At 67.4% G+C, this 15,296-nt stretch carries 14 protein-coding genes; all 14 read left to right on the top strand.

The genetic code is table 11. The features are described 5' to 3' along the window. The first annotated feature begins 451 nt into the window (after positions 1-451). Positions 452-760, top strand: a complete 309-nt coding sequence (locus AB0M45_RS31915; RefSeq protein WP_364336831.1) for a hypothetical protein — start codon at positions 452-454, stop codon at positions 758-760. A 38-nt stretch (positions 761-798) separates the two neighbouring features. Next, positions 799-1,113, top strand: a complete 315-nt coding sequence (locus AB0M45_RS31910; protein WP_364336829.1) for a hypothetical protein — start codon at positions 799-801, stop codon at positions 1,111-1,113. Positions 1,114-1,166: 53 nt separating this feature from the next. Continuing rightward, positions 1,167-1,382 carry a hypothetical protein gene (locus AB0M45_RS31905; protein ID WP_364336827.1) on the top strand — a complete coding sequence of 72 codons (216 nt, stop codon included), beginning with the start codon at positions 1,167-1,169 and terminating at the stop codon, positions 1,380-1,382. A 141-nt stretch (positions 1,383-1,523) separates the two neighbouring features. Further along, complete coding sequence (locus AB0M45_RS31900) at positions 1,524-1,841, top strand: hypothetical protein (protein ID WP_364336825.1); 318 nt, start codon at positions 1,524-1,526, stop codon at positions 1,839-1,841. Positions 1,842-1,871: 30 nt separating this feature from the next. Then, positions 1,872-3,191 carry a PPE domain-containing protein gene (locus AB0M45_RS31895; RefSeq protein ID WP_364336823.1) on the top strand — a complete coding sequence of 440 codons (1,320 nt, stop codon included), beginning with the start codon at positions 1,872-1,874 and terminating at the stop codon, positions 3,189-3,191. A 59-nt stretch (positions 3,192-3,250) separates the two neighbouring features. Further along, on the top strand, positions 3,251-4,081 hold the full coding sequence (locus AB0M45_RS31890; protein ID WP_364336821.1) for an ESX secretion-associated protein EspG: 831 nt from the start codon (positions 3,251-3,253) through the stop codon (positions 4,079-4,081). 34 nt (positions 4,082-4,115) lie between these two features. After that, positions 4,116-5,789, top strand: a complete 1,674-nt coding sequence (locus AB0M45_RS31885) for a MinD/ParA family protein (RefSeq protein ID WP_364336819.1) — start codon at positions 4,116-4,118, stop codon at positions 5,787-5,789. Further along, positions 5,786-7,309: a type VII secretion integral membrane protein EccD gene (gene eccD / locus AB0M45_RS31880; protein WP_364336817.1), complete on the top strand. Its 1,524-nt coding sequence runs from the start codon at positions 5,786-5,788 to the stop codon at positions 7,307-7,309. Before AB0M45_RS31885 ends, eccD begins: the two co-directional genes overlap by 4 nt. Then, positions 7,309-8,667, top strand: coding sequence for a type VII secretion-associated serine protease mycosin (mycP, locus tag AB0M45_RS31875; protein WP_364336815.1), 1,359 nt, complete (start codon positions 7,309-7,311; stop codon positions 8,665-8,667). Before eccD ends, mycP begins: the two co-directional genes overlap by 1 nt. Then, positions 8,664-10,388: a type VII secretion protein EccE gene (gene eccE / locus AB0M45_RS31870; RefSeq protein WP_364336813.1), complete on the top strand. Its 1,725-nt coding sequence runs from the start codon at positions 8,664-8,666 to the stop codon at positions 10,386-10,388. The genes mycP and eccE overlap by 4 nt, the downstream gene beginning before the upstream one ends. Positions 10,389-10,404: 16 nt before the next feature. Then, entirely contained in the window at positions 10,405-10,755 is a 351-nt protein-coding gene (locus AB0M45_RS31865) for a helix-turn-helix transcriptional regulator (RefSeq protein WP_364336811.1), read from the top strand. 77 nt (positions 10,756-10,832) lie between these two features. After that, positions 10,833-11,852 carry a hypothetical protein gene (locus AB0M45_RS31860; protein ID WP_364336809.1) on the top strand — a complete coding sequence of 340 codons (1,020 nt, stop codon included), beginning with the start codon at positions 10,833-10,835 and terminating at the stop codon, positions 11,850-11,852. Between the two features lies 1 nt (position 11,853). Then, complete coding sequence (locus AB0M45_RS31855) at positions 11,854-12,549, top strand: hypothetical protein (RefSeq protein ID WP_364336807.1); 696 nt, start codon at positions 11,854-11,856, stop codon at positions 12,547-12,549. 170 nt (positions 12,550-12,719) lie between these two features. Then, on the top strand, positions 12,720-15,296 hold a 2,577-nt coding region (locus AB0M45_RS31850), incomplete at its 3' end, for an NAD-glutamate dehydrogenase domain-containing protein (RefSeq protein ID WP_364336805.1).

The following is a 15,296-nucleotide window of genomic DNA, read 5'->3' as shown; positions in this document are numbered from 1 at the left end:
TGAACGTCAGCGCTCCAGCGGTCATTGAGAGGAGGCTGCTGTGCTCTACTCGACACGCGGTGAGCTGGGGTCGATCCCCGGCAGTGCCACCAGCTGCCGGATGCCTTCGAAACCGGTTGCTCGGAAAGTAAAACGACTTCGGGGCTTCGCTGAACAGCGGCAGAAGGGTATCTCGGCTCCGGATCGCAAAGGTCCGGCGCGTGGCGGCGCTATCGCGCCGAAGACGGGACAGCGCAGCGTCGCCGGAACGATGAGAAGTCCGGAGATCGGCGGCAGTATTCGTCCCCGGAGAATCTCAGGAGGTGCCGGTTCTGGACAAAACCCCCATCATCGATGTGATCGAGTACGTTGACGAGCCGAACCACATACGAGCGACTTCGACACACATGTTATCAACGTCCTCGGCGAACCCGACCGAGGCCCGGTGAATGCTTGATAGAGAGAGAAAGAAATGACTAGTCCATTCAAGGGCGATCAGGCAGATTTGAAAGCTGCCGCTGAGAAGTTCTTCATGCAGGCCGACACGTTTCGTAACCATCTGGGGATCCTCGAGGGCATCAAGCAGGAGTACGGAATTTATGTCGTGGGATCAGCTGGCACCGCGATGCAGGATGTGTGGCAGGCATGCATCAGCAGGGGGAATAATCTGCATCGAACCTTCATGGAAGTCGTCGATGCGTTGAACGATTCGGGTGCGAAATTCGACCACCAGGATCAAGAGGCCGCGGCGATGGTCAACCGGCATAAGTACGATTTCTGATCCGGTCATCTCGGATCTGTCAGAAAGGTTATCTCAAAATGGCATTGCACAACGACTACAATGGGGTCGAAAACCTGACCGTCCAGACCCAATCGATTCTGGAACAGATGCTTGTCGGAGAAGACGAGCGTGAGCGCCTGTGCAGGCTGGTTGCCGAAGTATTTACAGGTCTTGCTGGAGACTCGAATGAAACCTTGCAGAATACGATCAGGAATCAGGTCAGCGCTTACAACGAGGCGCTCAAGGCACTGAAAGTAGCGTGCAAGGATGTTGGCGGTGTCGACGGTTTGTTCCGTGCGACGGACATGGGGCAAGCCATGAAGTTCCAGGGCATCGGTACCGGCTATATCTAGATACTCCGTGGTTGGGATCGCTGTTCCGGAATCGACCAAGTGTTCGGTGTGACATGAAAGCCGATCCGGTTGGGGTCACACCGAATGTGGACGAGGCACTGCTGCGGACCGCGGTCGGCATCGATTCCTGTCCTCCGGTGTCGGCGGTGGTGCCGAATGCCGCCGCCGCGGCCGATCAAGCCCGGATAAACGCTGTCGTCCTCGATGAACTCGTTCGCGTGAGCATGGTCGAGGACGGCAGCGTACATCCCACGATTCCGGCCTCGTGATGTACGGCGGACGGAACGCTCAGCAACTCACATGACCACTTTGCCGGGCCTACCACAACAGACCTTCCCAACACTGGGAAGGTCTTAGTGTTCTTGATGTACTACTCGCCAAGAGTGGGTACCGGTCGTTAGGAGACTTCCATGTACCTCGCTGTTGCTCCGGAGCATCTCCCGGTTATCGCTGCCCAGCTCGGTGTCAGTATGGAGGACCTGATACTGATGCTCGGCGCGGCCGCTCCTGCCGCTGTCCCGGCTCCACCGGGCCTCGATGACGTGAGCGCGCTCATTGAGGGCGCATGCGTCAATCAAGCAGCCTTGTTCTTCCGCTCCACGGCAGCCGCGGCCGCGCTGGGAATCGATGGTACGGTCGAGCTACCAAAGGTGGGTGTCGCCTTCGCTGAGGGCGACTTGCGCGGTGGCGCCCAGATACTCAGCAGATCAGCGGCATTCGGCGAGTAGGCACGGATAGCCCGAGCGAAAGCTGATGAGATGCCTCTTGCTGTCGTATTCGGTGCTTTGGCGCCGGAGGCAATTATCTACCCATTGCTCGCTGGTGACGGTGGAGCGACGACGCGGCTGACCGCAGCGACTTATGCGGGAATGGGCACGCAGTTGAATGTCGTCGCGGCCAGTACCGATCGCTCGATGCTCGAGATGGGCGGGACGTTCCGAGCGCTGACGTCTGACCAGGCGCAGAAGGCGTTCGGTGATTGGACGACATGGGCGCGTAAGCAGGCCGCCGTGGCTGAGCAGACCGCTGTGCTGCTGGACCGCGCGGCCGACATCCACGCCGCGGCGCGCAGCGCCATGACGGCGCTGGCCGCCAAGTGTGCTGAGGTGCGATTGCGGCAGGCTGTCACGGCGCTCGGCGGCATGGGCTCGTTGAGCGCGCCGATGCTCCTCGCGGCCGAGGTCGAGTTGGCCGCGATCCGAGTGGCCGCCATCGGTGTGATGGCCGGTTACGCTGGGGCGCTGGTGCCCACACTGGCCGCGATTCCACCGCCGGTTGAGGCGCCGCCCATTGCGGCTGGCGGAGATCCAGGCATGGATTACGCGCCCTATGACAACGCGCCATACAGCGGGCCGACCGACAACACAGGTACCGGTCCTACTACATCCTCCACATCGTCGACGGGCGATGGATCGACTGGATCCGACAACGGCTCCGGCGGCGATAAGACTCCTAGCGACCCGACACAGCCGACCGATCCCACACAGCCCACGGATCCGACCAACCCTGCCACCAATCCCGAGCAATTGGCGCCGGAGGTGGATCCCAGTACGTTGTCCGCTGATTCGGGAACGAATGGCATTGGCGACGGAGCCACGGACGATTCGTGGTTCTACGGCACGTCGCAGAACTCGCCGACTCTGGCGGCATTGAACGGTGGCGCCGGAAGTCTTGTCGCGCTGAATATGGCCCGCGGCGGCGTCGGTTCGATGCCGGGCGCTTCGACCGGATTCCGGATGCCCGCCAACTGGAATCCAGGAGCTGGACGCGCATTCGGTGCGTTGCCGCAACAAGCAGCGTCCGGGACGCCGGCGCGGAAGGGCCCGCCACGTGGTGCGGTCGCGCCGAAGGCGCGCATGCGACGGCGCCGTGATGACGAGGAGAAGCCGTCGAAGGTATTCGTACCGGGCGAACCTCAGGATGTTCCGGTACTCGAACAACCTCCTGTCATCGGGGTCATCGAGTACGAGGACCGAGATAGCCCGGAGGAGGCGGTGCTCGAACCGGCATTGGCGGTCGGCGTCATCGAGCGAATCGAAGACGAAGCGGTGCTCGCCTCGGCAGAACCTCCCCGGTGAAGCACAGCGCGGCCGAGTATTCGAAAGAGGGAAAGGATCACAATATATTCGGTGAAGGTGTGGAAGACGATCCAGTCGCAATCGACCTGAATGTCGATGCCGCCCTGTTGTTACAACATCTGGTTGGCATCGACTCCTTTCCGCTGGTATTGGCCCTGCTGCCGAATATCTACCGGATCGAGGACCGGGATCGGGTGCGTGCCGTAGTCGCCGAGCAGCTCACCGAGGTGGGCGTGCTCGAGGGCGGTCGTGTGCACCCGGTGGTCGAGCACTGGCTTCAGTGTCTGTACCGGCCGGATGTGGAGCTGGCTGTCCGGATCCTGGACACCGGCTTGGATGGCCAGCCGGAGGGGATGCTGCGGATGTCGCTGGTGCGTGCGGGCGAGACCCATGTGCTCGCGGTGCGCTCCGACGACCATGTCGTCATCCAGGCGGTGTTCCAGCAGGACCGCCAGCTCGACACCTTGTCGGGCGCCGTCGCGGCCGCGCTCGGTCCGGCGTCGGTGGTGCAGTTCCAGCCGATCGCGGCGACGGCCGAGCAATTCAACGAGGTCCCCGACGACCAGGACGAACGGCGGTGTGCCCTGGCGGAACTCGGTGCGGAACCGCATACCGCCGCAGTGCTGAGCCGGGTACTGGACGAGGTGGTCCGGCGGGCCGAGGTGGTGGTGATCGAGCACCACGACGGCAGCTCTGCGCAGCCCGAATTCTGCGTGAGCGTGCTGGATACCCTGTCAGGGCGGATCATCGTGACTCCGAGCGTCGCGATGGACGGACGGAAGTGGGCCAGATACGCGCCGGGCGATGATTCGGCCTTGCGGTCGGGTATCGGGGCGTTGATCGACCTGCTGCCCGGCCGAAGTTGGTTCGACACCAGCAGACTGAACTGAACGTCGGACCGTGGTTGTGGAGAGGACGACGGAAATGAACCGAGCACCGAGCAGAAACGGTCATTCGGCTGACGCCGCGCGGGCTCGCGGCGGCTATGACGCGTTCTTCGCACCGACCGGCGAGCTGGCCGACGCGGCCGTGGCACCAGGGCCCGCCGCCGAGACACGCCAGGATGCCGACACGTTCAGTCCCGTCGACCCCATTTCCGGTCCGCCGCGCGATCCGCAGAGGGAATCCGACCACCGTTCGCAGGGCGTGGTAGCGCCGGTGCCCGCCGCCAGTGCGCCGCCGCCCGGCGCGAGCGTGCCGCCGCCGCAGGTGAATACTCAACCCCCGCAAGCCGGTGCGCAGCAGTCGCAGGGCAGTGCGCAACACCCGCAAGCTCGTGCGCAGCCGCCGCAGCCCAGTGCGCAGCCGCCGCAGCCCAGTGCGCAGCCGCCGCAGCCCGGTGCGCAGCCGCCACAGGCAAGCGTTCGACCGCCGCAGGTGAATGCTCAGCGGGACTTCGCTGCCGCGCAACCGGCGCAAGCGCAACAGCAGGCGGCCCAGCACCATTCGGCCCAGCAACAGGCCGCTGAGCAGTACCAGGCCGGACAGGCGAGCCAGCCCTCCCAGGCGCTCGCGCGGAACGAAGCCGCGTCCGCGAATCAGGATCGGTCGTCCGGTTCGGCGGCACCATGGGTTCCCGAACGCGTCGACCGCTCGGCCTATGACGGGACGCCGCGGGTCGAGGTGCTGCCCGCCGCGCTCAGCTCGATCGAGCTGCTCGTCGACATCGCCGCCGCCAAGCGCGCGCAGCTGCGGTCTACGTCCGGTGTTCGTGGTGCGCTGAACAAAGTCGGCTTCAACCTTGGTCTTTCGCCTGCCGAGCAGCGCGCCGAAGACCGCCGCAACCGGATCCGGCGGCAACTGACCTCGACGTATCAGATCGCTGTGGTGAGCGTGAAAGGCGGCGTCGGCCGCACCACGACCGCGGCGACGCTCGGCTCGACGTTCGCCAGCCTGCGCCCGGACCGGGTGGTCGCGATCGACGCGAATCCCGACTTCGGCGACTTGGCGACCCGCACCACCCGGCACCCGTACGGGCTGACCTTGCGTGACCTGGCGCAGTCGCACAACCTGGACGCGTTCTCCGCGGTGCAGTCGTTCACCTCGATCAACTCGGCCGACCTCGCCGTGATCGCCTCGCCGTGGTCCACCGAGGCCACCGAGGCGCTGTCCGGCCGCGAATACCAAACTGCCGTGGAGGTTTTGCGCCGTCACTACAACCTGTTGCTGGTCGACTGCGGGACCGGTGTGCTCGATTCGGCGACCGCGACGGTGCTGCAGACCAGTGACGCCGTCGTGGTGGTCACCCCGGCCACAGTCGGCGGCGTGACCGGCGCGGTGGCCACCCTGAACTGGCTGAGCGCGCACGGCCTGCACCATCTGATCGCCAAGTCGATCGTCGGGATCGTGCACCACCAGCCCCTGAAACCGACCGTCGACGTGGACGCGATCGAGAAGCTGTTCGCGACCGCGCAGCGCCCGACCTGCGTGCTGCCCTACGACGCGCACCTGGCCGAAGGCGGCGAGATCGACCTGCGATTGCTGGAGAAGGAGACCGTGCTCGCGTTCGAGGAACTGGCCGCCTGGCTGGCCGACGGATTCCCCGGATACCTCGCCGGTGGCGCGGACAACTCCGGTGATCACGGAGCGTGGCGATGAGTACTGCCGTCGCGCCCGCGCCCGCCGGGACGCAGTCGTCGGCAGAGGTCGCACGGGCCAGGATCGCCGTGATGGTCGCCTCCTACCAGGTCGACGTGGTGGTGCCGACCAAGTTCACCATCGAGACGTTCATCGACGATCTGCTGGTGGTACTGGCATCGGCGATCGATGACGAAACCGTGGACTTCACCCCGCCGCAAGGCCAGTGGAGCCTGGCCCGCCCCGGCGAGCCGCCGATGCCGCGCTGGCGCAGCCTCGCCGACCACGACGTCACCGACGGCATCGTGTTGATGCTGTCGGCCGTCGAGTCGGCGGAGGTGTTCACGCCGGTCGTCGAGGACATCACCGACGCGCTCGCCTTGATCAATGAGCGGGAGTTCGCCGAATTCGACGCGAACACCGCGGTGATCGTCGGTCTCACCGCGCTGGGAACCGGTGCGGCCGCGGTAGCCGCGATGCTGTCCTGGTCGTGGACCATGACCGGTTCGATCGTGTGGTGCGGGTTGCCCGCCTTGCTGCTCGGCGCGCTGTGCTGGGCCGCCGCCGCGATCGCGCGCCGCCGCGACGCTCCGGGCGCGATCTGCCTCGGCTTGTCGTTGTCGGCCACGCCGCTGCTGTTCGCCGGTGGCGCGATGCTGGTGCCGCCCGCCTACGGCCAGCCAGGACCGTTCGCCGCGGCCAACCTGGCGGCTGGAGCGGTGGTCGCCGCCGTAGCCGCCGCCACCATGATGCGATTGAGCGGACTCGGCATCGCGACACTGATGGCGGTGACCGTGCTCGGCGTGGCCGTGACCGCCGCGGCGTTGCCGCTGACCTATCTGGATCTGTCCGTGCGGCAGGTGGCGGGCGGCGCGGTGTTCGTCGGCATCGTGCTGCTGACCATGGCGGCACGACTGGCGGTGGTGATCGCGCGCATCCGGCCGCCGGATCTGCCCGACCCGGGCACCGAGGTCTCGCCGACGACACTGACCGACATCTTCGACGCCGAGACGGTGCGCGAAGGAGACGAGCACACCGAGGACAGCGAGCGACAGCGCCAGAACAACGAGGTGGGCATCGAGAGCCGCGCCCGGCTGGCGGTGACCAGCCTGCGCGGCCTGATCGCCTCGATCTCGACCGTGCTCGCGGTCTCCGCGGTGATCGCGGCCGCGGTCAGCCCCGGTGGCATCCGTGAGATCGTCATGGCCGCCGCGATCGCGGGCTTGCTGGCGATGCGCTCGCGCTGGCATCCGGACCGGGTGCAAGCCATCGCCTTGATCACCGCCTCCGCCGTGACCGTGTGCGGCGTCGGTTTCGTCCTGGTCGGCGCGTATGAGACCCCGGTCGCGCGGCTGGTGGTCGGATTGGTGGTGGTCCTCGCGGCCATCGCGGCGTGTGTCGCGGCGATTCGGTTGCCCGGCAAGCGGCTTTCCCCGGTCACCCGGCGGGTCATCGATCTGGTTGAGTACGCACTCATCCTGGTGGTTCCGGTGATCGCTTTCTGGATCATGGGCGTCTATACAGCAATGCGAGCGATCTGATGAAGGTCGGCAGCGCCACCGTGGCGGTTCTGGCCGGAATGCTGCTGGCCGTCCCGGCCGCGCCGGCCATGGCGTTGGAACCACCGCAGGTCGTGGTAGGTTCGCCGCCCGCGGATGATCCCCCCGGACCCGAGCTTCCGACGAAGCAGGACAAGGGCTGCTTGGCAGCGGGTCTTCTGCCCGACAGCGACGTGACCCGCGTTCCGCCGCCGGAACTGGCACTGGATCTGCGCCGCGCCCGGGCGCTGAGCCGGGGCGCCGGCGTGACCGTCGCCGTGATCGATACCGGCGTGACTCCCCATCCGCGCCTGCCCAATCTCGTCGGCGGCGGTGACTACGTCGCGGCTGGTGGCGACGGCCTGTCCGACTGTGACGCGCATGGCACGCTGGTCGCCGGAATCATCGGCGCGGCCCCGGATCCCGCGGACGGATTCGCCGGCGTAGCCCCGGACGCGCGGATCATCTCCATCCGCACGCGGTCCGGCGCGTTCAGCCTCGAACGACCGAGCTCCGATCGCGACCTGCAACTCTCGATCGACCTGCGCACCATGGCGCGAGCGATCACCCGCGCGGCGAACCAAGGCGCCGGAGTGATCACGGTGTCACTGCCCATCTGTGTGCCCGCGGACGCGCAGGTGGACCAGTCCATGCTGTCGGCGGCAATCGGCCATGCCGTCCATGTTCGTGGGGCACTCATCATCGCGGGCGCGGGCAACACCGCTGGCACCGCCAACTGCGCGCAGAATCCCGACGTCGACCCGGCCCGGCCCGCCGACCCCCGCAACTGGCGGGACGTGAAGACCATCTCCACGCCGGGCTGGTTCGGCGCCGACGTGCTCACCGTCGGGTTCACCACCGCGACCGGTGCGCCGATGCAGGATTCGCTGAACGGCCCGTGGGTTTCGGTGGCCGCGCCGGGGACCGGCATCGAGTCGCTCGGCCCCGGCGGCGGTGGTCTGATCAACGGAGTGGGCACTCCGGACAAACTGGTTCCGGTCGGCGGCGCATCGTTCGCCGCGGCCTACGTCAGCGGGGTCGCCGCCCTGTTGCGGTCACGGTTCCCCAACGAGACCCCGGCCGAGATCGCCGCCCGCTTGCAGGCCAGCGCGCACGCTCCGGCGCGTGGCATCGATAACGCGGTGGGCGCCGGCATGATCGACCCGCTGGCCGCGCTGAGCTACCGGACGCCGCCGAAGCAGCCCGCCGGGCTGTTCCGGTCATCGGAACTGCCGATGCCCGCCCCGCCGCGCCCGAAGGATCCGCTGCCGGCCATCGCCGCGACCGTCGTCATCGTCATCGCCCTACTGCTCGGCCTCGCAGGCGGTCACATGAACTCCCTGGTCCGGAGGCGTCGGTGAGCTTTCCGAGCATTCGGATCGGCGGCGTCGAGCGGGGTCCTTTCGCAGGCTTCGTCGTCGTCGGCAGCCCGCTGCTGGTCGGCCTGTCGGCCAAGACACCGTGGTGGGTCAGCGCGGTGGTCGTCACGGTCCTGGTCACGACGGTGACCGTCCGGGTGAACGGACGCACCGGTGCTCGCTGGCTGCTCGACTGGGTGGACTACCGATCCGGCCGGACCACACGGGCGCGGGAACGGGAGGAGCACGCCCGAATCCGGGATGTGCAAGTCGCGGCGGGCGTGTGCGGTATCAACGAGGCGGGCAACACGCTGATTGCGATGATCCAGCTCGCGCCGAACCTGGACCTGCCCACCGTCATCGCGGAGCGAACGCTCTACACCGAAGACACCATTCCGGTAGATCTGCTGTACCCGATGCTGGACCAGTTCGGTATCGCGGTCGACATCGACATCGTCACCACCGGCCAGCGTGTCCGTTCCGCGGGCAACTACAGCATGCTCTACGACCAGCTGATCGGCTCCCACCCGGTGGTCGGCGATCGGCTGACCTGGCTGGTGGTCCGGCTCGACCAGGAACGCAACCTGGCGGTGCTGAGCAAGCGCGGCCGGTGCTCGGTGGTCGCCCCCAAGGCGCTGGCCAGCGCCGCGCACCGGATCGCGGGGCAGCTACGTGAGCGCGGCATCGCCGCGCACGCGCTGCCCGCCGATGCCTTGCGGGACGCGACGCGTCTGCTGCACGCCGGTGTCGAACTCACCGATCTGCGGGAGACCTGGAGCAACCTGGAGTCGTCGGTGCCCGGCCGTTGCGTGACCAGCTTCCTTATCGACTGGGCCCGCCTGGATGGCGTCGGCCTGGACGACTGCTGGACCTGGAACCGCGGCCGCACGACGCTGGTGGTGAGTCTGACCGACGAGGGGGAGGGGCCGCGCGCGCTGGTCCGGTTCATCGGCCCGGCGCTGACCACCGCGCCGCCGGATTATCTGCGCCTGCTCGGCGGCGACCAGTCGACGGCGCTGCTGGCGTCGTTGCCCACCGGCGACTCGGTCCGCGCCTTGCGCGGCTTTGAGTCCGGCTCCGACGTCGCCCCCGCCGACCTGGTCGCCGAACTGACCATCGCGATCGGCCCGAACGGCCAGATTCTGGGTGCGATCAGCGGTCAGCCGCGGCACACCCTGGCGTTGCCGCTGTTCGACCCGGCCCGGTACAACCCACGCAGGCGCACCATCGACGTGCACGCGGTGCTGCCGGTCGCGCAGCAGATCATCCTGCGGGCGATGGTGGTCGGCGCGGATGTGGAGATCCATTCGGCGCGACCGGACAGTTGGCGTCAGCTCGTCACCGCGGTCGGTGACCCCCGCTCAATGCGGATGGCCGATCCCAACGCCGGAGGACCAGGAGCCCAGAGCGGTGTGGAGGCGGAACCTCCCGCCACGATCGCCGTCTTCGACCACCTGCCGCCGCGGGCGTCCAGCGCGCACACGACGGTCACCATCAGCGAGCCCGGCGGTCCGCGCAGGCGTGCGGTCGATCTCGCGATCAACCAGGTCAGCGCGACCGCGGTGGACGTGAGCATTCCGATGCGCACGGTGCGGGTTGACCTTATCGAGCCGAGAGGCGAAACACGATATTTCGATGCCGTCGACGGTCCGCCCGCGCCAGGCGCTCGGGCATCCGCACCCATGGTTGCACCTCCGCAACCTGGTGGCCGTCGCGTGAGCTGATGGGAGTGGTCGGTTAATGTCTATCACCGTGGTAGCGGACACCCATTCCGATGGCGGCGATCTCCCTCATCACGCCGGGGACGCGCTGACCCCGAGACAGGCCGCCGCCGCGATCTTCTCCAGCCGACTATCGGAGCTGATCGCGGAGTCCGTCGTGTCCACCGAAGACGGGTCCACGCGCTCGCTGACGCTCTACTCGCTGGCGCAGCACCTGGAATTGGCCTACCCGGACGTGCCGGTGTCGCAGTCCGGTCTGTACCGGCTCATCCATGGCGACGCGATCCCGCGGCTGGACTTGGTGATCGCGCTGGCGCGAGTGTTCGACGTGCCGCCGGAGTACTTCGTGACCGAGGAAAAGAAACGCTGAACCGGCCGCTGAGCTGTTCCCTTCAGCGGGAATAGCGGGGGCTCGGCGTGCTGCTCGCTCCGGATACCATCCGTTTCATGCCCGATGAGGACGCGGGAGACGTCTTTCTCCGTCATCGAGGCGCGGTCCTGGAGGCGTTGCTGTCCGATCCGTCGTTCGGGCCTTCGGCCGCGCCGCCCAGCGACAGCCCGGAGTTCGGCGCCGCCTCGCTCGGGTTCCCCGACCTCGATCCGGATTCGGAGCCTGTCGCGCCACGGCGCCGCAGCGGCGACGGCCCGAGGGCCAGCGAGCGAATCCTCGCGCTGCTGAACGGGCAGGCCCAAGAACCAACGCCCGCGATGGAATTCGGGAGCGACTACTCGACGGTCGCGGCGCGCTCGAACGCGCCCACAGCGCCGGAACCGGAGCCGGAACGTCCCGCGGCCACGCAGCCGAACCGGCTTGCGCCGGCGCAGCAGGTGGCCAAGGACGCGCTCGTCCAGTTGCGCAAGCCGAAGGTGGCGCTGATCGTCGCCGCGGTGGTCGCGGTACTGCTGGTGCTGCTTCTGGTCACCACTGGTGGCGGTGACTCGAAGAACACGGCGCAGAACCAGCTACTGGTCGTCACGCCGCCGCCGACCTCGGCGGCGCCGGCGACGTCGGCCGCTCCGGCCGCGGGCTCGATCATTCAGGTGAAGTCCGCGGAGGCGAAATGCGGGCCGGGCGGTACACCCGCAATGGACGCTTTCTCCAGGCAATCGGGGAAGGCGTGGTCCTGCGTGCGCGCCTACAAGGTCGACGGGCAGGTCATTACCATCGACCTGGGCAAGACCTACCAGATCGACTCGATCGGCATCGTGCCCGGGTGGGACAACATCAGTGCGGACGGCACCGACCAGTGGTCGAAATACCGCACCGCGAGCCGGGTTTCGTATCAATTCGACGACAGCAGCAAGACCGTCTACACCCAGCCGACCCTCGATCAGCGCACCTTGGTGGTGACCAAGATCGAGCCCGCGGTGAGCGCCTCGAAGATCGTGCTGACGGTGTTGGAATCCAAGGGCGATTCGTCGGTCAATACCACCGCGATCTCCTCGATCGTCGTCACGGGGCGCTGAGGTGTCCACGCTACGCGAGCTGGTATGCGAGTACTGCGGGCATCGCCACACCGGTGCCGATTCCCGGTGTGCGCACTGCGGTGCGCCGCTGCGCTCGTCCGGAGACAAATCCGTCGTCGAGAAGCTGCCGGCCCAGGTGGCCGGAGTTGCCGAGAAGGTCGGGGCGGAGGCGGAAAAAGCGGTCGCCGAGACCAGGAAGATCGTCGGCAAGGCTTATCCGCTCTGGCAGTGGCGTGCCGTCGGAATCGCAATCGTGGTCATGATCGTTGCCGCCGTCCTCGGCATCCGGTCCTGTTCGATGTCGCTGCCATCGCTCACGGGCGGGGATACACCGGCGCAGGCCATGCCGGGTCTACTGCGGTCCGCGGCGTCGTGTCAGCCGCTGGATTCCACTGGGCGCGGGGAGAAGTGCGTCATCACGGCCAGCAACCCGATGCTCTTCGGCGGCATCGCCGGCGGTAGGGACCTGACCTTCTATTCCGAGTTGGTCGAGCCGGATCAGTTGGCCGACAGCCTTTCTCGCTGGCGCAACGCCCGCGCGGTCGTGCTCGTCGACGGTCCGGTCTACGTGGCGATCAGCCCCTCGGCAACCGTCTGGTACGCGGACACCAGGGCGGGCTTGCGCTTGGAGACAGGGACATTCGCCGGTCAGACGGCCGCTCGGACCTTCGTCTCACGAGCGGGCCTGGTCCGCTGAGACAGCGCGACCGCCTCCGTTCGGCCGGAGAAACCCCCTGATCCGGACGCCGTTTCCCGTATCTGCCACGGAAAATTATTGTTACACTGTTGATTGTGCCGTTATCCAGCGGTACGTTATTTGAAGTACGAAACACGTACGAGTGCAGTTCCCGGGAAGGCAACGGATCGATGGTGGCAACCACCCAGCAGACGATTTCACCGAAGCGGTTCCACGATGATCCGACCGATCTAGAGGCGGCCTACTTCCGGTGGATCCAGCCGGGGTCCTCGACGTCGGCGATCACGGATCGGGCCGAGCAGATCTTCCGCCAGCATCTCGGACTGGCGGCCACCCGCGCGCCCGGTTCGGCGACCACCCGGGTCTATCGGCCGGACGACAGCGCGGGGCTCGGCGCCGCGATCCAGATCGTCAACGACGACATGCCGCTGCTGGTCGACTCGGTCACCGCCGCGCTGCGCCGGCTCGGCGCGACCATCACCGAGGTCGTGCACCCGGTGTTCGATGTGTCGCGGGACGCCGAGGGCAGGGTGCTGGCCATTGCCCCCCGCGACGGCGAGGCCGAACCCGCGGGCGAGGCCGACGGACAGACATTGCGCGAATCGTGGATCCACGTGCAGCTGGGCGCTGGTCTGTCCGACGAGCTGGTGGACCGGATCGAGCGCGCGCTGCCGCCCCTGCTGGCCGATTTGCGCCAGGTCGCCGACGACACGCCGACCATGGTCGAGGTGCTGACCACCGTTGCCGGCCAGCTCGATCAGGCCGCGCAGTGGGCCGGCGACGCGGAGATCCCGCAGACCGCGAGTCTGCTGCGCTGGCTGTCCGACGGCCACTTCACGCCGCTCGGTTACGGCTACTACCACTTCCGCCGTTCCGCGCCGAGCGCGAACGCCGACTTCGAGCCGTGGCAGCTGCCCGGCACCGGACTGGGCGTGCTCGCCGGCGGCGCCGCCGCGGATATCAGCGTGCCGGTGGTCGGTGCGAAGCGGACAGTCCTGCGCATGGCCAACGGCTCGGTGGACTCGTTGCTGCCCGGGTCGCGGGATCTGTACTTCATCAGCGTCGCCGACTACGGCGCTACCGACCCGAGCGGTCGCGCCGCCTGGGGTGACACCGTCGCCATGGTGAAGGGCGAGCACGTCTTCGTCGGCACCTTCACCGTCGCGGGCCTGCACGAGAACATCCTCGACATCCCGGTCATCTCGCGGCGGGTACTGCAGGTCATCGACTGGGCCGGTTTCGACCTCAACTCGTTCTCCGGGCAGGCGATGCTGGAGATGCTGCAGTCGTTCCCGCGGGTGGAGCTGTTCTCCACCGACGCGCGCATGCTGTTCGAAACCGTCTCCGCCGTCATGAATCTGGGGCTACGGCGCCAGGTGCGACTGTTCCTGCGGCGCGATTCGCGCAGCGACACCATCTACTGCCTGGTGTACATGCCGCGCGACCGCTACTCCACCGAAGTCCGGCTGCGCATGGGCGACATCCTGCGCGCGCAGTTCGATGCCGAGCAGATCGCCTATTCGGCGCGCGCGACGGAATCCGAGCTGGCCGTCGTGTATTTCACCGTGCACCGTAAGCCGGGCGCCGAACCCGGCGACATCTCCGAGGACAACCGCGAGCGGATCCAGGAGCTGCTGCTGGCCACCACGTGGACCTGGAGCGACCGCCTGGTCGCCGAGGCGGCGGGCGCGTCCGACGTGCCCCAGGCGCTCGTCGGCGACTACGCGGCCGCCTTCCCCGCGAGCTACCAGCAGGAGCACGAGCCCGCACGGGCGCTCACCGATCTGCGCCGGCTGGAGCGGCTGGCCGACGGCGAGATCGACACCAATCTCTACCCGCACGGCGAATCCCCCTCGGCGGATTGGCGATTCACGCTGTATGTGGCGGGGGAGGGCGTCTCGCTGAGCCGGGTGCTGCCGGTGCTGCACAGTCTCGGTGTGGAGGTCGTCGACGAACGGCCCTACCGCATCACGGTGCCGGACCGGCCGGACCGCTGGATCTACGACTTCGGACTGCGCGTGACCGCCGCGCCGCTGCGGGACGCGCTCGACAGCGAGCCGCCCGCGCAGCTCGGGCAGTCGGTCGATGTCGCGTCGCTGCCGGAAACCAGTGTGCGACGGCGTTTCCCGGACGCGGTGACCGCGATGTGGTTCGGCCGTGCCGAGGTCGACGGCCTCAATGAGCTGGTCCTGCGCGCCGGTCTGCACTGGCGTCAGGTGGCGCTGCTGCGCGCCTACGCGAAGTACCTGCAGCAAGCCGGATTCGCCTACACCTTCGGCAACATCACCCGCGTGCTGCTCACCCACCCGGCCACCGCCCGCTCGTGCACCGAACTGTTCGCCGCGTACTTCGATCCGGATGGCGTCGGCGATCAGACCGCCGACCGGGCCGCCGAGATCGCCGAGCGGGTGCAGGCCGAGATCGACGCCGTGGTCAGCCTGGACACCGACCGTATTCTGCGTGCCCTGTTCGGCTTGATCGAGGCGACGCTGCGAACCAACTACTACCGGCGCGACGAGGCGGGCAATCCGCTGGACTACCTGTCGGTCAAGCTGAACCCCCACGCGATCGCCGAACTGCCCAAGCCGCGTCCGCAGTTCGAGATCTTCGTGTATTCGCCGCGGGTCGAGGGCGTGCATCTGCGCTTCGGCTCGGTTGCGCGTGGTGGTTTGCGGTGGTCGGATCGGTTGGAGGATTTCCGTACCGAGATCTTGGGTTTGGTGAAGGCGCAGGCGGTGAAGAATGCG

This window comes from Nocardia sp. NPDC051787 (genome assembly GCF_040681325.1).
In the GTDB taxonomy this organism is placed as follows: domain Bacteria; phylum Actinomycetota; class Actinomycetes; order Mycobacteriales; family Mycobacteriaceae; genus Nocardia.
Note: the sequence above shows the minus strand (reverse complement) of the source record. Positions and strands in the feature narration are given on the sequence as shown.

What these genes read in the sequence shown, in the direction of transcription:
- AB0M45_RS31915 (WP_364336831.1), top strand. Translation starts at nt 452, where the DNA reads ATGACTAGTCCATTCAAGGGCGATCAGGCAGATTTGAAAGCTGCCGCT.
- AB0M45_RS31910 (WP_364336829.1), top strand. Translation starts at nt 799, where the DNA reads ATGGCATTGCACAACGACTACAATGGGGTCGAAAACCTGACCGTCCAG.
- AB0M45_RS31905 (WP_364336827.1), top strand. Translation starts at nt 1,167, where the DNA reads ATGAAAGCCGATCCGGTTGGGGTCACACCGAATGTGGACGAGGCACTG.
- AB0M45_RS31900 (WP_364336825.1), top strand. Translation starts at nt 1,524, where the DNA reads ATGTACCTCGCTGTTGCTCCGGAGCATCTCCCGGTTATCGCTGCCCAG.
- AB0M45_RS31895 (WP_364336823.1), top strand. Translation starts at nt 1,872, where the DNA reads ATGCCTCTTGCTGTCGTATTCGGTGCTTTGGCGCCGGAGGCAATTATC.
- AB0M45_RS31885 (WP_364336819.1), top strand. Translation starts at nt 4,116, where the DNA reads ATGAACCGAGCACCGAGCAGAAACGGTCATTCGGCTGACGCCGCGCGG.
- eccD (WP_364336817.1), top strand. Translation starts at nt 5,786, where the DNA reads ATGAGTACTGCCGTCGCGCCCGCGCCCGCCGGGACGCAGTCGTCGGCA.
- mycP (WP_364336815.1), top strand. Translation starts at nt 7,309, where the DNA reads ATGAAGGTCGGCAGCGCCACCGTGGCGGTTCTGGCCGGAATGCTGCTG.
- AB0M45_RS31865 (WP_364336811.1), top strand. Translation starts at nt 10,405, where the DNA reads ATGTCTATCACCGTGGTAGCGGACACCCATTCCGATGGCGGCGATCTC.
- AB0M45_RS31860 (WP_364336809.1), top strand. Translation starts at nt 10,833, where the DNA reads ATGCCCGATGAGGACGCGGGAGACGTCTTTCTCCGTCATCGAGGCGCG.